The organism is Streptomyces sp. SS8 (genome assembly GCF_054072955.1).
The window spans coordinates 150,464-169,989 of the sequence record NZ_JBSVCZ010000006.1; the positions used below are offsets into that span (position 1 = coordinate 150,464).

General features: G+C 71.9%; 18 protein-coding genes and 1 riboswitch. Of the genes, 6 read left to right on the plus strand and 12 right to left on the minus strand.

What is annotated here, in order from left to right; genetic code table 11:
* Positions 1-265: 265 nt before the first annotated feature.
* Entirely contained in the window at positions 266-523 is a 258-nt protein-coding gene (locus tag ACW69E_RS08425) for a WhiB family transcriptional regulator (protein ID WP_028427873.1), read from the plus strand.
* A gap of 120 nt (positions 524-643) precedes the next feature.
* Here the strand turns inward: ACW69E_RS08425 and ACW69E_RS08430 are convergent, their stop codons facing one another.
* The 5 genes from ACW69E_RS08430 to ACW69E_RS08450 all read right to left on the minus strand — a co-directional run bounded on the left by ACW69E_RS08430 (position 644) and on the right by ACW69E_RS08450 (position 7,530).
* Entirely contained in the window at positions 644-2,128 is a 1,485-nt protein-coding gene (locus tag ACW69E_RS08430; RefSeq protein ID WP_457497549.1) for a histidine kinase N-terminal domain-containing protein, read from the minus strand.
* 507 nt (positions 2,129-2,635) lie between these two features.
* On the minus strand, positions 2,636-4,180 hold the full coding sequence (locus tag ACW69E_RS08435) for a glycoside hydrolase family 3 protein (protein ID WP_457497550.1): 1,545 nt from the start codon (positions 4,178-4,180) through the stop codon (positions 2,636-2,638).
* Between the two features lie 8 nt (positions 4,181-4,188).
* Entirely contained in the window at positions 4,189-5,067 is an 879-nt protein-coding gene (locus tag ACW69E_RS08440) for a carbohydrate ABC transporter permease (protein ID WP_457497628.1), read from the minus strand.
* A 29-nt stretch (positions 5,068-5,096) separates the two neighbouring features.
* Entirely contained in the window at positions 5,097-6,110 is a 1,014-nt protein-coding gene (locus ACW69E_RS08445; RefSeq protein WP_457497551.1) for a carbohydrate ABC transporter permease, read from the minus strand.
* A gap of 121 nt (positions 6,111-6,231) precedes the next feature.
* The gene (locus ACW69E_RS08450) at positions 6,232-7,530 is read right to left on the minus strand and encodes a sugar ABC transporter substrate-binding protein (RefSeq protein ID WP_457497552.1); all 1,299 of its coding nucleotides are present in this window, start codon (positions 7,528-7,530) and stop codon (positions 6,232-6,234) included.
* Between the two features lie 358 nt (positions 7,531-7,888).
* Between ACW69E_RS08450 and ACW69E_RS08455 the strand changes: the two genes are divergently transcribed.
* The 5 genes from ACW69E_RS08455 to ACW69E_RS08475 all read left to right on the plus strand — a co-directional run bounded on the left by ACW69E_RS08455 (position 7,889) and on the right by ACW69E_RS08475 (position 13,467).
* Entirely contained in the window at positions 7,889-8,677 is a 789-nt protein-coding gene (locus tag ACW69E_RS08455; RefSeq protein ID WP_457497629.1) for a GntR family transcriptional regulator, read from the plus strand.
* Positions 8,678-8,700: 23 nt separating this feature from the next.
* Positions 8,701-8,994, plus strand: a complete 294-nt coding sequence (locus tag ACW69E_RS08460) for a DUF3311 domain-containing protein (protein ID WP_457497553.1) — start codon at positions 8,701-8,703, stop codon at positions 8,992-8,994.
* A gap of 103 nt (positions 8,995-9,097) precedes the next feature.
* Positions 9,098-9,622, plus strand: coding sequence for a GNAT family N-acetyltransferase (locus tag ACW69E_RS08465; protein WP_457497630.1), 525 nt, complete (start codon positions 9,098-9,100; stop codon positions 9,620-9,622).
* Between the two features lie 89 nt (positions 9,623-9,711).
* A riboswitch (cobalamin riboswitch) is annotated at positions 9,712-9,858 on the plus strand.
* A 121-nt stretch (positions 9,859-9,979) separates the two neighbouring features.
* Positions 9,980-12,424 carry a ribonucleoside-diphosphate reductase subunit alpha gene (locus tag ACW69E_RS08470; protein WP_457497554.1) on the plus strand — a complete coding sequence of 815 codons (2,445 nt, stop codon included), beginning with the start codon at positions 9,980-9,982 and terminating at the stop codon, positions 12,422-12,424.
* Positions 12,415-13,467 carry a ribonucleotide-diphosphate reductase subunit beta gene (locus ACW69E_RS08475; protein ID WP_457497555.1) on the plus strand — a complete coding sequence of 351 codons (1,053 nt, stop codon included), beginning with the start codon at positions 12,415-12,417 and terminating at the stop codon, positions 13,465-13,467. Before ACW69E_RS08470 ends, ACW69E_RS08475 begins: the two co-directional genes overlap by 10 nt.
* A gap of 105 nt (positions 13,468-13,572) precedes the next feature.
* On the opposite strand, the gene ACW69E_RS08480 is transcribed toward ACW69E_RS08475, so the two are convergent.
* From ACW69E_RS08480 to ACW69E_RS08510, 7 genes are all read right to left on the minus strand, one after another.
* Positions 13,573-14,310, minus strand: coding sequence for a D-Ala-D-Ala carboxypeptidase family metallohydrolase (locus tag ACW69E_RS08480; protein WP_457497556.1), 738 nt, complete (start codon positions 14,308-14,310; stop codon positions 13,573-13,575).
* A 188-nt stretch (positions 14,311-14,498) separates the two neighbouring features.
* Positions 14,499-15,131 (minus strand): peptide deformylase, encoded by a 633-nt coding sequence (def, locus tag ACW69E_RS08485; protein WP_457497557.1) that lies wholly within the window; start codon positions 15,129-15,131, stop codon positions 14,499-14,501.
* Positions 15,132-15,216: 85 nt separating this feature from the next.
* Positions 15,217-16,215: a tetratricopeptide repeat protein gene (locus ACW69E_RS08490; protein WP_457497558.1), complete on the minus strand. Its 999-nt coding sequence runs from the start codon at positions 16,213-16,215 to the stop codon at positions 15,217-15,219.
* Between the two features lie 423 nt (positions 16,216-16,638).
* Complete coding sequence (gene rsrA / locus ACW69E_RS08495) at positions 16,639-17,001, minus strand: mycothiol system anti-sigma-R factor (RefSeq protein ID WP_457497559.1); 363 nt, start codon at positions 16,999-17,001, stop codon at positions 16,639-16,641.
* The gene (locus tag ACW69E_RS08500; protein WP_165869470.1) at positions 16,998-17,669 is read right to left on the minus strand and encodes a sigma-70 family RNA polymerase sigma factor; all 672 of its coding nucleotides are present in this window, start codon (positions 17,667-17,669) and stop codon (positions 16,998-17,000) included. The genes rsrA and ACW69E_RS08500 overlap by 4 nt, the downstream gene beginning before the upstream one ends.
* Positions 17,670-17,935: 266 nt before the next feature.
* On the minus strand, positions 17,936-18,610 hold the full coding sequence (locus ACW69E_RS08505; protein ID WP_457497560.1) for an alpha/beta hydrolase family protein: 675 nt from the start codon (positions 18,608-18,610) through the stop codon (positions 17,936-17,938).
* Positions 18,611-18,614: 4 nt separating this feature from the next.
* On the minus strand, positions 18,615-19,430 hold the full coding sequence (locus ACW69E_RS08510; RefSeq protein ID WP_457497561.1) for an SOS response-associated peptidase: 816 nt from the start codon (positions 19,428-19,430) through the stop codon (positions 18,615-18,617).
* Between the last annotated feature and the right edge of the window lie 96 nt (positions 19,431-19,526).

Sequence of the window (19,526 nt, forward strand, 5' to 3'; positions counted from 1 at the left end):
CCTGGAAGTACGGCTGTGACCTAGTCGACACCAAGGAATCAAAAAAAACTTTCCGGAAGGGGTTGTATCCGCCGCCGAGGTTTGCGAGTCTCTTCATGGCGATCGGGACGGTCGACGCCGACCCCCTTGAGAGCCCCGAATCCACCTCCTCATCCCTCGGGACACTCCCGGTGAATCCGGGCGATGCCCCTTCCCTTGCGGAGGGATTCGTGAAAGCGTTCACATTCACAAGCAATTACCGCAACGCGTAGGAGATGGAGCAGCCATGGACTGGCGTCACAACGCCGTTTGCCGCGAGGAAGACCCCGAGCTCTTCTTCCCCATCGGCAACACCGGTCCTGCGCTGCTGCAGATCGAGGAAGCCAAGGCCGTCTGCCGCCGCTGCCCCGTGATGGAGCAGTGCCTGCAGTGGGCCCTGGAGTCCGGCCAGGACTCCGGTGTCTGGGGTGGCCTCAGTGAGGACGAGCGCCGCGCTATGAAGCGCCGCGCCGCCCGCAACCGGGCGCGCAAGGCCACTGCCTGACGCCCACCCCGCCACCTGCTGCCCCCGAGCCGCAGCGCGCAGTGCCCACAGTGCGCACCGCAACGACGACGCCGAGCCCCGGACCGTGCCCACGGTCCGGGGCTCGGCGTCGTGCGGGTGTCACCGCCTCTCCGGCTCCACGGGGATGTCCAGGACCACCCGGGTACCGCCCCCGGGGGCGGGGAGCATGTCGAAGCCTCCCTCCAACTCCCCCTCCACCAGCGTCCTCACGATCTGCAGCCCCAGGTTCCCGGCGGTGCGCACGTCGAAGTCGCCGGGCAGACCGCGCCCGTCGTCCTGCACGGTGACCAGCAGCCGCCCCTCCCCGCCGCCGGATCCCGGGCCGCGGACGGCCGCGACCTCGACCGTGCCCCGCTCCCCCGGCCTGAACCCGTGCTCCAGGGCGTTCTGCAGCACCTCCGTGAGCACCATGGACAGCGGAGTGGCCACCTCGGCCGCCAGCACGCCGAAGCGGCCCGTACGCCGCCCGGTGACCATCCCCGGGGAGATCTCGGCGACCATCGCCAGCACCCGGTCGGCTATCTCGTCGAACTCCACCCGCTCGTCCAGGGTCTGGGAGAGCGTCTCGTGGACGATCGCGATCGAGCCGACCCGGCGGACGGCCTCCTCCAGCGCCTCCCGCGCGGTGCCGCCGGTGCCCGCGCCGATACGCCGGGCCTGGAGCCGCAGCAGGGCGGCGACGGTCTGGAGGTTGTTCTTCACCCGGTGGTGGATCTCCCGGATGGTGGCGTCCTTGGTGATCAGTTCCCGCTCCCTGCGCCGCAGTTCGGTGACGTCGCGCAGCAGGATGAGCGAACCGATGCGCACCCCCTTCGGTTTGAGCGGGATGGCCCGCAGCTGGACGACGCAGCCGTTGCCCTCGATCTCGGTCTCGCGCGGCGCCCAGCCGCTGGCGAGCTTGACCAGTGACTCGTCCACCGGGCCGCGGGAGGGCGCCAGTTCGGCGGTGGCCTGCCCCAGGTGCAGTCCGACCAGATCGGCGGCCAACCCCAGCCGGTGGTAGGCGGAGAGCGCGTTGGGGCTGGCGTACTGGACGACGCCGTCGGCACCGAGCCGGATCAGTCCGTCGCCGACCCGCGGGGAGGCGTCCATGTCGACCTGCTGGTCGGGGAAGGGGAACGATCCCGCGGCGATCATCTGCGCCAGGTCCGAGGCGCTCTGCAGATAGGTCAGCTCCAGCCGGCTGGGCGTGCGCACCGTCAGCAGGTTGGTGTTGCGGGCGATGACGCCGAGGACGCGGCCCTCGCGGCGCACGGGGATGGACTCCACCCGCACCGGCACCTCCTCGCGCCACTCGGGGTCGCCCTCGCGGACGATCCGGCCCTCGTCCAGGGCGGCGTCCAGCAGCGGCCGGCGCCCTCTGGGCACGAGATGGCCGACCATGTCGTCCTGGTAGGAGGTGGGCCCGGTGTTGGGGCGCATCTGCGCCACGGAGACGTAGCGCGTGCCGTCCCGGGTCGGGACCCACAGCACCAGATCGGCGAAGGAGAGGTCGGACAGCAGCTGCCACTCGGAGACCAGCAGGTGCAGCCACTCCAGGTCGGAGTCGCCCAGAGCGGTGTGCTGGTGTACGAGGTCGTTCATGGAGGGCACGGTGTGAGCCTAACCGGCGACCGATCCGGTCGTACGTCTGTGCATACGCGCCGTCGTGCGCAAGAATTGACGGCAGCCGCCCCGGTGAACCGGTGGTGTGTTCAAGGCGTGGACACGGACCTGTGGTCCAGTCCACAATGGCGGCGGACTTCCGCCCTCCCCGCACAGGAGGGCGGAGCGAGACCGGGCGCTCTCTGCCCTGACTGCGCCGGGTCTCCGATCGCTCCGGGCTGCGGTGCCGGACGGGTTGAGGGTCCCGTCCCGGCGCCGCGGCCCGCGGGTGTCCCAAGGGCCTCCCGGGGCTTTCCGGGGCCGCTAGGGGCCACCCCCGCCACTCTGCCTCCCACTGCCCTTCACCGCCTCCCACCGTTCTCCCCTGCCCCCCGCCGCCTCCCGCACCGGCCCCACGGCGTGCGTACGGAAGGCGAACACGGCGGTGGCCGGGCCCGCGGGTCAGGGGAGGCGCGGGCCCGGCCGTCGTGGGGGGGGGGAGCTGACTCAGCCGTCGGTCTCCCGGCCGGCGATGACCTCGGCGGCGGCCCGTCCGCAGACGCGGGCGGCGCCGTGGGTCGCGATGTGGAGCGCTCCGCGGGGCGGTGCCTGGGGCAGACCCATCTCCACCACCACCGTGTCCGGCCGGGCGGCGAGCAGGGCGTCCAGGGCGTCCGCCATCCAGGGGTGCCGGTGGACGTCACGCACCACCGCGACGATCCTGCGGCCGGCCGCCTCCTCCAGCACCTGGGCGGCCGGTCCGCCCCGCCCCGCCCGTTCGGCCCGCTCGCGGCCCCAGGAACCGGTCGTGGTGCCCGGGAGCAGCTCCGCCAGTTCGGCGGCGATCCCCCAGGGGGTCTCGTCGCCGACGGCGATGTTGGCCACGGGGGTGAAGGCTGCGACGTACGGCGGCCCGGTCAGGGGGGTGTGGTCCTGCCGGGCGGTGACCTTCAGCGCGCGGCGGGCGGCCTCCAGTCCGACCTCGGGCTCGAAGGGCGCCGCTGCCCCGGCGCGGGCGGACGCCCGGCCCGCCCAACGGGCCAGGGCGCGGACCCGGTCGGCGGCGTCGGCGAGCCGCTCCTCGGGCAGTTCGCCCTCGGCCACGGCCCGCACCAGGGCGTCGCGCAGGCGCAGCACGGTCTCCTCGTCGGCCAGCCCGCCGCCGACGCAGAGGGCGTCCGCGCCCGCGGCGACGGCCAGTACGCTGCCGCGCTCGATGCCGTAGGTCGCCGCGATGGCCCGCATCTCCATGCCGTCGGTGACGATCAGGCCCTCGAAGCCGAGCCCGCCCTCGCCGAGGGGCGCGCGCAGCAGGCCGGTCAGGGCGGCCGGGCTGAGCGTCGCCGGAAGCGCCGGGTCCAGGGCGGGCAGCAGGATGTGCGCGCTCATCACGCACTTGCTGCCCGCGGCGACCGCCGCCCGGAACGGGACCAGCTCGCGCTCCGTGAGCGTGGCCCGGTCCGCGTCGATGCGCGGCAGGGCGTGGTGGGAGTCGACGGAGGTGTCACCGTGCCCGGGGAAGTGCTTGGTGCAGGCGGCGACCCCGGCGGACTGCAGCCCCTCGACCCAGGCGGCGGTGTGCCGGGCCACCAGATCCGGTGTGGAGCCGAAGGAGCGGACTCCGATGACCGGGTTGTCGGGGTTGGAGTTGACGTCGGCCGAGGGGGCCCAGTTGAGGTTGACCCCGCACTCGGCGAGCCTGCGCCCCAGTTCGCGGGCGACGGCGCGGGTCAGCGCGGTGTCGTCGACCGTGCCCAGGGCGTGGTTGCCGGGGAAGGACGAGCCCGTGCGCGCCTCCAGCCGGGTGACGTCGCCGCCCTCCTCGTCGATGGCCACCAGTACGTCGGGGCGGACACCGCGCAGCTGGGCGGTGAGCGCGGCCAGCTGCGCGGGGGATGTGATGTTGCGGCCGAACAGGCCCACCGCCGCGAGCCCCTCGTCCAGGCGGCGCAGCAGCCAGCCGGGCGCGGTGGTGCCGGTGAAGCCCGGCTGGAGTACGGCCAGTGCGTCGCGGACCAGGGTGCTGCCGGTGGTGCCGGTGAGAGTCGTCATGGGCGACGTCATCCCTTCACTGCGCCGGAGGTGAGGCCCGTGGCCATCTTCTTCTGGAGGATCATGAAGAAGACCACCACGGGGATGGCGATGAGGACGGAGCCGGCCATCAGGGCGCCGTAGTCCGTGCCGCGGTCGGTGGTGAAGTTCATCAGCCACACGTTGAGCGTGTACTTGTCGTTGTCCTGCAGCAGGATGTACGCGAACAGGTACTCGTTCCACGCGGTGACCAGGGCGAAGATGGAGGCCGCCGCGAGGCCGGGGGCGACCAGCGGGAAGATGACCCGCCAGAAGGCGCCCATCCGGGTGCAGCCGTCCACCATCGCGGCCTCCTCCAGCTCCTTGGGCACGTTGATCACGAAGCCGCGGATCATCCAGGTGGCGAAGGGCAGCACCGAGACCATGTAGACGATGATCACGCCCCAGTACTCGTTGAGCGCGCCCAGGTCGTTGAGCTGGATGTAGATGGGGATGAGCATCGCCGTCGGCGGCAGCAGCTGGACGAGGATGAGGACCGTCATGAACGGCTTGCGGCCGTAGAAGTCGAAGCGGCCGATGGCGAACGCGGCGATGGTCCCGATGAAGATGGCGCCGGCGACCGAGGTGCCGCAGATGATCAGGCTGCTCTGGATGGCGGTCCAGAAGTTCGGGGAATCGGTGGCGCGGACGAAGTTGTCCAGGGTGAAGGAGGAGGGCCACAGCGTCTGGTCGTAGCTGCGGATCTCGCGGTTGGGGCGGAAGGCGCTCAGGAGCAGCCAGTAGACCGGGAAGGCCATCACCACGAAGGCGCCCAGGCCCAGCACGTTGTACAGCAGGCGGCTGCGTCCCCGGTCCGGGCGCAGCTCGTACGCCGAGTCCTGGCCGGTGGCCGCCTCGGGAGCCGCCACGGGCGTGGTGGCGGGCGGGGTGGAGGTGCTCACTCGACCTCTCCTGTCTTCATCAGCTGACGCAGGTAGTACACGGCCACGCCGGACAGCAGCAGTACGGTGATGAGCGCGATGGCGGTGCCCTGGCTGAACGAGGCGCTCTCGAACGCCTTGCTGAACGAGTACAGGCCCAGCAGCTCGTACTCGGGCTCCGGCTTGTTGGAGCGCATCAGGAAGATCTGGCCGAAGACGTTGAAGTCCCAGATCACCGAGAGGGTGGTCACCATCTGGAAGACCGGCTTGATCACGGGGAAGACCACATGGCGGAAGACCCCGAGGGCGTTGGCGCCGTCGAGCCTGGCCGCCTCCTCCAGTTCCGCGGGCACCTGGGTGAGCGCGGCGTACAGGGTGATCACCACGAACGGGATCGCCCCCCACACGACCACCGCGCCGATGACGGTGAAGCCCTGCCAGGGGTCCAGGAACCAGTTGTGGCCCCGGAAGTCCACTCCGGGAAGTCTGCTCAGCAGGTTGTTGACCACGCCGTAGTCGGAGTCCGACAGCCAGCGGAAGATCGAGGTGGCCACCAGCAGCGGCATCGACCAGGCGGCCACCAGGGCCCCGGTCAGCAGCAGCCGCACCCAGGTGGACAGGCGCTGCATCAGCAGGGCCAGTCCCAGCCCCAGTCCCATGGTCGCCGTCACGCAGACCACCATGAACAGCACGGTGCGGAAGGTGACCGCCCAGAAGTGGGAGTCGCCCAGGATGTTGGTGAACTGCTCGAAGCCCACCCACGGCGGGGTGGTGCCGCCCCACAGGTGCGCGCGGCGCATGTCCTGGAAGGACATGATCACCGTCTTCACCAGCGGATAGGCGAACACGGCGCCGACCGCGACGATCGCCGGGGCGATCAGCAGGTACGGCAGCCTCGCGCTCCCGCGCCGGCCGCCTCGCGGACGGCCCGGGGACGGGCGGGAGGAGCGGGACGGCCGGGACGGTTCCGGCCCGGGACGGTGCGGTACGGCCGCCGGCGGGTCGGCGGCTTTGGTGTCGGCGGCGGTCACGGCGCTGGCCTTCCGTTCGTTCTCTTCACCGAAGGGGCGGGGGCCAAGGATGCGAGAGCGTCCTCGGCCCCCGCGGAGTGCGCCGGAAGGCCCCGGGGTCGAGGGGCCTTCCGGCACGTCCTCAGGCCTCGTTGTTGATCAGTTCGTCGATCTTCTTGTCGGCCTTCTCGGTGGCGTCGGCCACCGAGGTGCCCTTGAGGACCTCCAGCAGCATGTTCTCCAGCACGTTCTGGCTCTCGATCGCGGTCCAGCCGGGGGCGATCGGGGTGAACCAGGCGTCCGGGACCGCGTTGGCGATCGGGGCGGTCTCGGGCTTGTCCTTCAGCGGCTCGAGCTGCTCGGTGTTGTTCGGCAGGATGTTCTTGGAGGCCAGGACCTCCATCGACTTCTCGCTGGTGTACATCGAGATCCAGTCCTTGGCGAGGTCCTGGACGCCGGACTTCTGGATCACCGCGAGGTCGGAGCCGCCGATGAAGGACGGCAGCGCCTTGCCGTTCGGGCCGGGCATACCGGCGATGGCGATCTTGCCCTCCAGCTCCGGGTTGCCGTTCTCGCCCTCGACGACGCTGCCGGACTCCCACCCGTTGCCGTAGATCAGCGCGGCCTTCTCGTTGGCCATCACATTGACGTGGTCCTGCTCGTCCTTGGTCCGGTCGCCGTTGTTGTACTCCTTGACCAGGTCGATGAAGTGCTGGATGCCCTTGCGCGCCTCGGGGGTGCTCAGGGTGGCCTTCCACTCGCCCTTGCCCTCGTCGTACTCGGCTATCTGCCCGCCGTAGGCCGCGACGTAGGACATGGCTGCGTACCAGTAGCGGCCGGGCAGGTAGAGGGGGGAGAAGGCCTTGTCGTCGCCGTACTCCTTGGCGACCTTCTCCAGCGCCTTCTTCAGCTCGTCCTCGGTCTGCGGGAGTTCACTGGTGCCCGCGCCCTCGTCGAACATCTCCTGGTTGAAGATCGCCACGCGCGCCCCGGCGTAGTAGGGGACGCAGTAGAGCTTGCCCTCGAAGGAGCAGGTGTCCTTCAGACCCTGGATCCAGGTGTCGGAGTTCTCGTAGTCCTCCGGGTCGATCTCGGCGAGGGCCCCGTTGAGGATGTAGGTCATGGTCTCGGTGTTGCCGAGTTCGACCACGTCGGGGAACTTGTCGCCGCCCAGCGCCGCGTCCAGCTTCTTGGCCTTGTCGCCCCACTGCTGGTACTGGACCTTGACCTTGACCTTCGGGTACTTCTTCTTGAACTGGGCGTTGACGTCCTTGACCAGCTCGGGCCAGGTGCTCTGGGCGTCGTTCATCAGCCAGACGGTGAGCGTCTCGTCGCGCTCCCGGGGGGCCTTGGAGGAGTTGTCCCCACCCTCCCCGCCGCAGGCGACGAGGCCGGTCATCATCGCCGCGGCACCGATCGCCGCTACGAGCTTGTGCTTCACGTGCTTCTCCTTCGGGATGCCAGAAGTCCCCCCGCCCGCCGTCCGAGATCTCCGCTCCCGCCGGATGGCCGCTTCTGCCGTACCGTGCGTGGCGGGCGCCGGGGTGCGTCGACATGCGACGAGTACGGCCCGTGGGGCTGGGCTGGCCTGTAGTGGTTTAGACCAGTGCCCGCAGCTTGGCCTAGACCTATATCGCTGTCAACGGTGTATAAAGCTCGCGGTCGCATCCGTTACCGGACCGACATCTGAGCCGGGACGCCCCCGGGGACGGCGGCCGTGCCACGATGTGATCCGCTACGTACGGAGGAAGCCGGTGACGGCACTGGAGAAGTCACGACACGAGTCGGGAAGGCGCGCGATGGACAGCGACGGGGCCACGAACACCGCTGCCGGCGCCCGCTCCGCCGGAGGCGCCGCCGCCGGACGCACCGCGCGCGTGCCCAAGTACTACCGGCTCAAGCGGCATCTGCTGGAGATGACCGAGACGATGCCCCCGGGCACCCCGGTCCCTCCGGAGCGCACGCTCGCCGGCGAGTTCGACACCTCCCGCACCACCGTGCGCCAGGCGCTCCAGGAACTGGTCGTCGAGGGGCGGCTGGAGCGCATCCAGGGCAAGGGCACCTTCGTGGCCAAGCCCAAGGTCGCCCAGGCGCTCCAGCTCACCTCCTACACCGAGGACATGCGCGCCCAGGGGCTGGAGCCCACCTCCCAGCTCCTGGACATCGGCTACGTCACCGCCGACGACCGGCTCGCCGGGCTGCTCGACATCCCCTCCGGGGACCGCGTCCTGCGCATCGAGCGGCTGCGGCTGGCCAGCGGCGAGCCGATGGCCATCGAGACCACGCACCTGTCGCAGAAGCGCTTCCCGGCCCTGCGCCGCAGCCTGGTGAAGTACTCCTCCCTCTACACGGCCCTGGCCGAGGTGTACGACGTGCACCTCGCCGAGGCGGAGGAGACCATCGAGACCTCCCTGGCCACCCCGCGCGAGGCGGGCCTGCTGGGCACGGACGTCGGCCTGCCGATGCTGATGCTCTCCCGGCACTCGCGCGACACCGAGGGCGAGCCGGTGGAGTGGGTGCGCTCGGTCTACCGCGGCGACCGCTACAAGTTCGTCGCCCGCCTCCAGCGCCCCGGCCGGGGGCGGTGAGCGCGGGGCCGGAGCCGCAAGCCATGCCCGTACCGCCGAAGAACCCCGGCCCCCTCCCGGTCGTCACACCGGCGCGGGTGGCGACCGCCGCCTGCCTGCTCGCGCCCTTCGCCGCGATGCTGTGGGTCGGCTCGTACGCCAGGACCGAGCCGGCCCTGGCCGGGATCCCCTTCTTCTACTGGTACCAGCTGCTCTGGGTGCCCCTCACCGCCGCGCTGACGGGCGTCGCGTACGTACTGGTGCGGCGCGACCGGGCTGCGCGGCGGGCCGCGGAACGCGGGGGGCCAAAAGAGAGCGCGGTGGACGACGAGCGGTGAGGCGCGCGCCCGGCACCGGCCCGCCGCCCCTCCTCCGCGCCCCGCGCCCCGCCGGTGGAAAGCCGTTGCACCACCACGGCCGGGATACCTCGTGATGACCGCCATGGACATCACCATCAGGGTCGCGCGCCCGCACGAGTTCGAGGCCGCCGGGGAGTTGGCGGCCGGGGTGTACCTCGGGGACGGCCTGCTGGACTTCGGCGCCCAGGACCCGTACCCGGCCGTGCTGCGGGACGCCCGGCGCCGGGCCGAGCACGCCGAACCGCTGGTGGCCGCGGGCCCCTTGGACGGGGTTACGGGCGGCGGCACCGACGAGGTCCTGGGCACCGTCACCTTCGCGGTGCGCGGCGGCGAGTACGCGGAGACCGCACGCCCCGGCGAGGGGGAGTTCCGGATGCTGGCGGTACGCCCCTCGGCGCGCGTCCGGGGCGTGGGCGAGACCCTGGTGCGCGGGTGCGTGGACCGGGCCCGCGCACTGGGCCTGGAGCGGCTGGCGCTCTCCGGCCATCCCATGATGCACACTGCCCACCGCCTCCACGGGCGGCTGGGGTTCGTCCGCACCCCCGACCGCGACTGGCGCCCCGTCGAGGACGTCCCCCTGCTGACCTTCGCCCTGGCCCTGAGATGAGCGCACGCCGCCCGGCCGTGGTCCCGCACCCACCCAGGAAACCCTCCGACACAACATCTAGGGGTGCTTTGCCGGATCACCACTAGATGTATGCTCATCTCGCTGTCGCCGCAGGGGAATCCGGTGTGAGTCCGGAGCTGTCCCGCAACGGTGTGCGGCGGGCTGCCCCCGTGTCGTTCGCACGGTCAGGGCCGTCCGCCGCGAGTCCGAGGACCTGCCGACGGTGTTCATTCACACGTCCGGGCCTCGTGGGTTGGGCCGGCGGACGCGAGCGGTGCGCCCTCCTCCGGCCGGGTGTGCCCGTACGCGCCTGCTTCTCCTCCCCCGGGGCCGTCGGCCCACGAGGGAGAGCACCGAGTGACCATCTCATCAGCGGAGCCCGCCACGGCCTGTGCGCCGGCCCGCGCACCGGAGGACGACCGTCCGGGCGCGGCGCTGCTGCGCACCCTGGCGGAGCTCGCCGCCGATCTGCCCGCCACCGACCCCGGGCGGGTCGCCGCCGCCGCGCTGCGCGGGCGCCACCCCGGCGCGGACGAGGCCCTGCTGCGCTCCCTGGCGACCGAGGCCGCGGCCGGCCTCATCGCCGAGGAGCCCGAGTACTCGCGGCTGGCGGCGCGGCTGCTCGCTCCGGCGATCCGCCAGGAGGCCGCCGGGCAGGGCGCGGTGTCCTTCTCCGCGTCGGTGGCGGTCGGCCACCGACAGGAGCTGATCGCCGACCGCACGGCCGGCTTCGTCGCCGAGCACGCCGGCCGGCTCGACGCACTGGCCGAGGACGCCCTCGCCGGCGGAGCCGACGACCGCTTCGGCTACTTCGGACTGCGCACGCTCCACTCCCGCTATCTGCTGCGCCACCCGGTGACCCGCGCCGTGATCGAGACCCCGCAGTACTTCCTGCTGCGCGTGGCCTGCGGGCTGGCCGCCGACTCCTCCGAGCGGGCGCTGGAGGAGGTCGCCGAGCTGTACCGGCTCACCAGCACGCTGTCCTACCTCCCCTCCTCCCCCACCCTGTTCAACTCCGGCACCCGGCACCCCCAGATGTCCTCCTGCTACCTGCTGGACTCCCCCCGGGACGAGCTGGACTCGCTCTACGAGCGCTACCATCAGGTCGCGCGCCTGTCCAAGCACGCCGGCGGCATCGGGCTGTCCTTCTCCCGGATCCGCTCGCGCGGTTCGCTGATCCGCGGCACCAACGGCCACTCCGGCGGCATCGTGCCGTTCCTGCGGACCCTGGACGCCTCGGTCGCGGCCGTCAACCAGGGCGGCCGGCGCAAGGGCGCGGCCTGCGTCTACCTGGAGACCTGGCACGCCGACATCGAGGAGTTCCTCGAACTGCGCGACAACACCGGCGAGGAGGCCCGCCGCACCCACAACCTCAACATCGCCAACTGGATCCCGGACGAGTTCATGCGCCGGGTCGGGGCGGACACCGACTGGTCGCTGTTCTCCCCGTCCGACGTCCCCGAACTGGTGGACCTGTGGGGCGAGGAGTTCGACGCCGCCTACCGCAGGGCGGAGACGGCCGGACTGGCGGTGCGGACGGTTCCGGCGCGTACGCTCTACGCCCGGATGATGCGCACCCTCGCCCAGACCGGCAACGGCTGGATGACGTTCAAGGACACCGCCAACCGCACGGCCAACCAGACCGCCGGGCCGGGCCGCGTCGTCCACTCCTCCAACCTCTGCACCGAGATCCTGGAGGTCACCGACGACGGTGAGACGGCCGTGTGCAACCTGGGCTCGGTCAACCTCGCGGCCCATCTGCGCGCCGGCGCCGACGGGGAACCGCGCCCCGGCGAGGAACTGGACTGGGAGCGGCTGGACGCCACCGTCCGCACCGCCGTGCTCTTCCTCGACCGGGTGGTGGACGTCAACTACTACCCGACCGGGCAGGCCGCGGCCTCCAACTCCCGCTGGCGTCCGGTGGGTCTGGGGCTGATGGGCCTGCAGGACGTGTTCTTCCGGCTGCGCCTGCCCTTCGACTCCCCCGGGGCCCGGCGGCTGTCCACCCGGATCTCCGAGCGCATCATGCTCGCCGCCTACGAGGCGTCCGCCGGTCTCGCCGAGCGCCACGGCCCGCACCCGGCCTGGTCCGAGACCCGTGCCGCCCGCGGCGTGCTCCACGTCGACCACTACCCGCAGGCGGAGATCACCTGGCCGGAGCGCTGGGCCGCGCTGCGGGAGCGGCTCGCCACCGCGGGCCTGCGCAACTCGCTGCTGCTGGCGATCGCGCCGACCGCGACGATCGCCTCGATCGCGGGCGTCTACGAATGCGTGGAGCCGCAGGTCTCCAACCTCTTCAAACGCGAGACGCTCAGCGGTGAGTTCCTCCAGGTGAACTCCTATCTGGTGGCGGACCTCAAGCGGCTGGGCCTGTGGGACGAGCGCACCCGCGAGGCGCTGCGCGAGTCCAGCGGCTCGGTGGCCGGTCTGCCCTGGATCCCCGCGGAGGTCCGCGAGCTGTACCGCACGGCCTGGGAGATCCCGCAGCGCGCCCTGATCGACATGGCCGCGGACCGCACCCCGTTCCTGGACCAGGGCCAGTCGCTCAACCTGTTCATGGCGTCGCCGACCATCGGCCGGCTCAGCTCGATGTACGCCTACGCCTGGAAGCGCGGTCTGAAGACCACGTACTACCTGCGCTCACGTCCCGCGACCCGTATCGCGCGGGCCGCGGGCGGCGCGTCCGCGGCCGCTCCCGCGCCCGGCGCCCCCGTACCCGTTTCCGTGGAGCGGGGGGCGCCGGCCGCCGGTGCCGCCGCCTGCTCCCTGGAGAACCCCGAGTCCTGCGAGGCATGCCAGTGACCACCACCGACCGGACCCCTGCTTCCCGGAACCTGCTGGACCCGGGCTTCGAACTCACCCTGCGGCCGATGCGCTACCCGGCCTTCTACGAGCGCTACCGCGACGCGATCAGGAACACCTGGACGGTGGAGGAGGTGGACCTCCACTCCGACGTGGCCGACCTGGCGAAGCTCTCCCCGGGTGAACAGCACCTGATCGGGCGGCTGGTCGCCTTCTTCGCCACCGGCGACTCGATCGTGGCCAACAACCTGGTGCTGACGCTGTACAAGCACATCAACTCGCCCGAGGCCCGGCTGTACCTGTCGCGGCAGCTGTTCGAGGAGGCCGTGCACGTCCAGTTCTACCTGACCCTGCTGGACACCTACCTGCCCGACCCGGACGAGCGCGCCGCCGCCTTCGCCGCGGTGGAGAACATCGAATCCATCCGGGAGAAGGCGCGGTTCTGCTTCAAGTGGATGGCCGCCCTCGAAGGAGGTGAGGGGGTGGAGCCGATCGAGCGCCTTGGGAGCCGGTCCGACCGCCGCCGCTTCCTGCTGAACCTGATCTGCTTCGCGGCGTGCATCGAGGGCCTGTTCTTCTACGGCGCCTTCGCCTACGTCTACTGGTTCCGCTCCCGCGGCCTGCTGCACGGGCTGGCCACCGGCACCAACTGGGTCTTCCGCGACGAGTCGATGCACATGTCGTTCGCCTTCGACGTGGTGGACACCGTCCGCCAGGAGGAACCGGAGCTGTTCGACGAGGAGTTGCGGCGGCAGGTCGAGGAGATGCTGGAGGAGGCCGTCGAGGCCGAGCTGCGGTTCGCCCGGGACCTGTGCGGCGAGGGCCTGCCGGGGATGAACACCGAGTCGATGCGCGAGTACCTGCGGTGCGTGGCGGACCAGCGGCTGGTCCGGCTGGGCTTCCCCGCCCGCTACGGCGCGTCGAACCCGTTCTCCTTCATGGAGCTGCAGAACGTCCAGGAGCTGACCAACTTCTTCGAGCGCCGCGCCTCGGCCTACCAGGTCGCGGTCGAGGGCTCGGTCTCCTTCGACGACGACTTCTGAGATCCCCCTTCCCCGGCAGACGTGTGCCCCCGGAAAGCCCCGTGCGGGGCTTTCCGGGGGCGAACGCCTTTTGGGCGGACCCCGTTTGAGGAGGGACGGGCGCGGTCAGATGCCGCAGGTGGGCGCCGACCAGAAGCGGCTGGAGCGGTGGTCGACGTGGGTGTGGTCGTTGTGGCCGGGGTAGCCCGGGCCGAGGATGCCCCGGAAGCCGTGGTAGCGGGCCTGCTGCGCCATCCTGCACAGGGTGTGCGAGCCGGCGCCGAGGTCGACGCCGTCGCCGTACAGGTGGCGGCTGTTGGAGGAGCCGCCCACCGCGCTGTTGCAGGAGTAGGAGCGGAAGCCGCTGGTCACCCGGATCGGCGCGTCACCCAGGGCGTGGCGCATCGCCTCCAGCTTCCACATGGAGATCAGGGCGTTGCGCTTGGCCGTGGCCGCGCTCACCGCGCCGCCGCTCCAGGTGGAGTTGCACCGGTTCAGCTCGGCGTAGGAGAAGTGGGCCGGGGTGCAGTCGGCGTCCTGGAGGGCGTAGATCTTGCTGAAGGTCTGCGGGCCGGCGACGCCGTCGGCCGACAGGCCGTACGCGGCCTGGAACCGCTTGACGGCGGCGGCGGTGGCCGGGCCGTAGGAGCCGTCGATGGCGAGCACGTTGCCGTAGCCGGGGTAGCCGGAGACGCGCACCTGGAGTTCGGCGACGTCCGAACCGGACATGCCCTGGGAGAGGGTGCGGTTCCAGGTGTAGCAGGTGTCGGCCTGGGCCGTGCCCGCTGTGGTGACCGTGCCGACCAGGGCTGCTGCCGCGAGCATGACAACACTGAGAATGAGACGGACGGTGCCTCTGAGCATGGTGCCTCCGTGTTGGAACAGTGGGGACTCCGAGAGTGGCGGAGAAGTTCTACCCGCGTCAACACGCTTCCGGAAATGCCAATGGGCGGGCCACTGGAGGCCCGCCCACCGTCATACACCGTTCACCACCGGACCGCGGGCCCGGGGACCCGCGCCGCACGGCCGCCGCGTGAACGCCGCGGCACCGCTCAGTCGTTGGGCACCGTCTCGTAGCGCGGAGTGTTCTCGGCCATCTGCCGCAGCACGTCCTTGCGTTCGCGCTTGGAGAGGCGGTCGATGTAGAGGCGGCCGTAGAGGTGGTCCGTCTCGTGCTGGAGGCAGCGCGCGAAGTACCCGGTGCCGCGCACCGTGATCGGCCTGCCCTCGGCGTCCTGCCCGCGCACGACGGCGTAGTCCGGGCGCGCGAGCGAGGCGTACGCGCCCGGCACCGACAGGCAACCCTCATTGGAGTCGTCCAGCACCCGCCGCTCGGCGGGCAGTTCCTCCAGCACGGGGTTGCAGACGACGCCGACGTGCCGCACGCCCTCGTCGTCCGGGCAGTCGTAGACGAAGACCTTCAGGTCGACGCCGATCTGGTTGGCGGCCAGGCCGACGCCCTCCGCCGCGCGCTGGCTGGCGAACATGTCGTCGACCAGCCTGGCCAGTTCCCCGTCGAACTCGGTGACGTCCCGGCACTCCCGGTGCAGCACCGGGTTGCCGACGACGGTGATCGGACGGGCGGTGCCGCGCTCGCGGTGGGTCCGCTCGCGCTCCTCGCAGTCCTCCGTGTCGACGACGAACCCCTCGTCGTCCACCCGCTGCCCGGTCTCGTGCTCCGCCATCTTCGCCGTACGCCTTCCTCGGTGCTCCACCACGACCCGTACAGAGTACGGGCAGACCCCCGGCTCCGTGCGCGGCCGTCCGGTGTCAGCAGACCTCTTCCAGGTCCCGCCACTCACGGGTGTCCGGGCTGTCGGCGACCCAGCCGTCCAGCAGCCCCCGTACCAGGGAGGCAGGGGCCGCCAACCCGCACTCGCGCTCGGGCACCCACAGCTCCCCCGACGTCATGTGTCCCAGCGGCCCCGGGTGCCCGGGCACGCTGTGGTCGTGCGGATCGTGCCGGGGGGCGCCCTCGCCCTCGTCGCTGGGCATCCGGCTCTCCGAGCAGGAGCGGCACAGCAGCCGCACCGACGAGGACCAGTCCTCGGCCGCGAAGCCCGCGTCCGCCGCCAGCAGCTCCAGCGCGTCCCGGTCGGCCTCGGTCGCCGCCTCCAGCAGCACCACCCAGGTGGGCACCGGCGAGGGCGCCCAGAGTTCTATCTCGTCGAAGACCGGATAGGTGTGGCCCGCGGCCGTGGTCCGCTCGCCGTGCGGCACGCCGTCGTGCAGCACCACCTCGCCCCAGCGGCGCCCGGACGACGGCAGCGGGATGTTCTGCACCTCGATGCGGGCCGGGTCCAGCCGCCGCCCCCACACCACCTCGGCCTCGCCCTCCGGCGACAGGCGCACCGCGGCGCTGCCCAGTTCCATGCCGGCCGGCGGGCCGGTACGGGCGTCGTCACCGGCGGCCGCCGTCTCCGGCACCCGCAGGCCGTACGCCTGCCAGGCGCGCCGGGCCAGGGCCCAGTCCTGCAGCGCGGTGGCCGCGATGCCCACGTTCCACCAGTCGGGCGCCCCGGCCGACCTGTCCAGGAGCGCGACGGCGCGCAGCCCGGCCGCGCGCGCCTGCTCCCAGTCGTGCCGGAACTTGTGCAGCAGCGCGAGGTTGAACCAGGACTCCGACAGCCACGGCTCCAGATCGGCGGCACGGGTCAGCAGCGTGCCGGCGTCCTCGTAGCGCCCGTCGCCGATGAGCGTGAACGCGCGGTCGGTGGCCATCCGCCAGTCGGCGGAGGGCCGGTGCCTTGCCTTGCCGAAGATCCTCACGATGTTCCCGCCTGACTCCCGCCTGCTGCTCCCGACCGTCCTCGCGGCCGTCTTCTCGCGGTCCCCGCCGCGGTGTCCGTGCCGCGATCTTCTCCCAGCCGCGGTTCCCGGTTCGCATCCAACCATGCCCACCCGGGTGCGCGCTCATTACCCGTCGGTCGTCGGGGTACCGAGCGGTCCGGGGCGCGGGTGCACGCCCGGCGCGGCGGCACGGGGGGACCGTCGAACGCCCGCGTCACAGCCGGGCGGAAGCCGAGCGGGTTAACACGTTCGGGTGATGCGGTGCGGGTGCGGGTGACGCGGCGCACAGCGTGCGCGGGGATGCCCGCGCCGGAACTCACGGCCGGGACAACGGGCTTGCGGGACACGGCACGGGAGCCGGCGCGGTGCGGGAGGCGGGTGCGGGCTGCGCACCCGCGACCGTCAGGGCCGTTCCCAGCCGGCCTCGCCCGGGCTCCCCAGAGGAGCGGTGCGGGACTGCTCCGGCCGGCCCGCCGCGGGCTCCACCACGGGCTGCTCGGGCACGGCCTGCCCGGCGCGGATCACCTCGATGCGGCCCATCACCTTGGAGCGCAGGTCGCCGGGCACCTCGTCGTGGCCGCAACACCGCTTGACCAGCTTCTTCACGGCCTGTTCCAGGCCGTACTTCTCCAGGCACGGCGAGCACTCCTCGAAGTGCTCCCTGAACTTCGTCAGATCGCCGTCGGGCATCTCTCGGTCCAGGTACTCGTACAGGTGGTCCAGGACCTCGGCGCAGTCCGTCTCGTGCGGCTCTCCGCAACTCATGAGCCCGAGCCTTTCCGGTCGTGCGACTCCTCGGGGGCGGCGGCGCCGTTCGCGCCCGCCGGGACCAGCCCGCGCTCGCGGGCGTAGTCCTCCAGCATGCCGCGCAACTGCCTGCGGCCGCGGTGCAGGCGGGACATCACCGTGCCGATGGGCGTCCCCATGATGTCCGCGATCTCCTTGTACGCAAACCCCTCGACGTCCGCGAGGTAGACCGCGATCCGGAACTCCTCGGGGATGGCCTGGAGCGCCTCCTTCACGTCCGAGTCGGGCAGCCGGTCCAGCGCCTGCGACTCGGCAGAGCGCAGACCGGTCGACATGTGCGACTCGGCGCGCGCGAGCTGCCAGTCCTCGATCTCCTCGGCCGCGCTGCGCTGCGGTTCGCGCTGCTTCTTGCGGTACGAGTTGATGAAGGTGTTGGTGAGGATGCGGTACAGCCACGCCTTGAGGTTGGTGCCCTCGCGGAACTGGTGGAAGGACGCATACGCCTTCGCGTACGTCTCCTGCACCAGATCCTCCGCGTCCGCGGGGTTGCGCGTCATGCGCAGCGCGGCGGAGTACATCTGGTCCAGGAAGGCGAGGGCGTCCCGTTCGAAGCGGGCGTTCCGTTCGGCGTCCGTCTCCACGGGCTCCCTGGGCGCGGCGTCGTCGGTCGCGGCGACCGGACCCACCTCCTCCGATGCGGCTTCGAGTCCGTTGCCGGACCCATTCGAACCGGAGAATAGACGACGGTCCGTCCCCTCCGCCGTCTGGAAGGGGATGTCCCCGACGGGTCCGGCGAGCCTCAGTGTCGCCCAGTCCACCTGGGCGGCTGTGGCACGGGTACCCACAGGGCGGGACGGGCATGCGATCGAACCCATGTCGGGTGGACTCCCTCTCCTCGCGCGTGTTCGGTCCGTACGTGTCCTGCAGCAGGACAACACGCGCGGGCGGGGGATCATTCCCGCGCCAGCCACTGGCGCACCGCGCCGGTGATCACCGCGAGCGCCTCCTCCTGGCCGAGTGCCGCCCTCCTCGGCACGGCGAAGCCGTGGTCGCCCCCGGGCACCTCGACGACCTCCGTGCCCTCGGGGAACTCACCGGGCCGTCCGAAGGGATCGCGCCCGCCCTGGACGACCAGGGTCGGCACCCCGGCGTCCAGCAGCTCCCCGGCCCTGGACCGCTCCGGCTTCCCCGGGGGATGCAGGGGGAAGGCGAGCGCGAGCACGGCGCGCGCACCGAGTCCGGCGGCGGTCCGGCATGCCACGCGCGCTCCGGCGCTGCGCCCCCCGGAGACGACCGGCAGCCCTTCCCTCTCCAGGACGGGCCACACCGCCCGCCACCCCTCGTCCAGCCTCCCGGGCGCGGGCGCCAGTTTCCTTCCCGCCACCCGCCAGGGCTGTTCGACCAGGGCGACCGATACGCCGTGCGCGGGCAGCGCGTCCGCCAGAGCCCGCAGGTCCCGTGCCTCGACGCCGCCGCCGGCGCCGTGCCCGAGCGCGAGGAGCAGCCGCGGCCCGGCGGCGCGCCGCCAGGTGATCCGGGCCGGACCGGCCGGGGTGGCGACCTCCTCGGTGGTGTCCGTGCCCGCGGTACCGGTGCTGTCGGTGCTGTCGGTGCTGTCGGTGCTCACCGGATCAGAACAGCGTTCCGGCCTCGGGCGCGTCAAGCTCCTCCAGCAGCTCGGGCCCGTTGTTGCGCACGTTGCTGACCTCGCCGCGCACCGGATAGGCCCGCATGGCCCCGGCCGGCGGCGGGACCAGCAGCCCGCGCACGTCCTCGGCGTCGGTGCGGGCCGGGTCCAGCCAGGCGTCCCAGCGGTCGGGGGGGAGCACCAGCGGCATCCTGGGGTGGATGTCGGCCAGGGAGCGCGGCCCGTCCCCGCCCGCGCCCGCGAACGGCTCGCTCTGCGCCTCGGTGGTGATCACCGTGCAGGTGGTCCACCAGGCTTGGGGGTGGTCCTCCGGCAGCGTCCTGTCCCGCCAGAACTCGTAGAGCCCGGCCATCGCCATCACCGAGCCGTCGGCGGGGGTCACGAAGTACGGCTGCTTGCGCGGCCGCTTCCGCCTGCCCTTCTCCTCCTCCTGCCGCTCGGCCGCCCCGGTGACCCACTCGTAGTACCCGTCGGCGGGCAGCAGACAGCGCCGGGCGGTGAAGGGGCGGCGGTAGGAGGGCTTCTCGTGCACCGTCTCGGCCCGTGCGTTGATCATCTTCACGCCCACGTCCGGGGACTTCGCCCAGGAGGGCACCAGCCCCCAGCGCAGCGTCCTGAGCTGGCGCACGGGACGCGGATCGCCGCTGTCCTTCAGCGGCCGGTCCAGCACCGCGTACACCTGCTTGGTCGGGGCCACGTTCCAGTCGGGCGCCAGCTCCTCGGCCGGGTCCCGCTTCTCCACTCCGAAGAGCCCGGCCAGTTCACCGGCCGATCGGCTCGCCGCATACCGTCCGCACATGTACGCCACCCTGCCACGCCCGTGCGGCCGACGGCACGGCGAACGGCCGTACGGGCGCCGCGCGGGGGCCGTGACAGACTGCGGAGCACCGCTTCG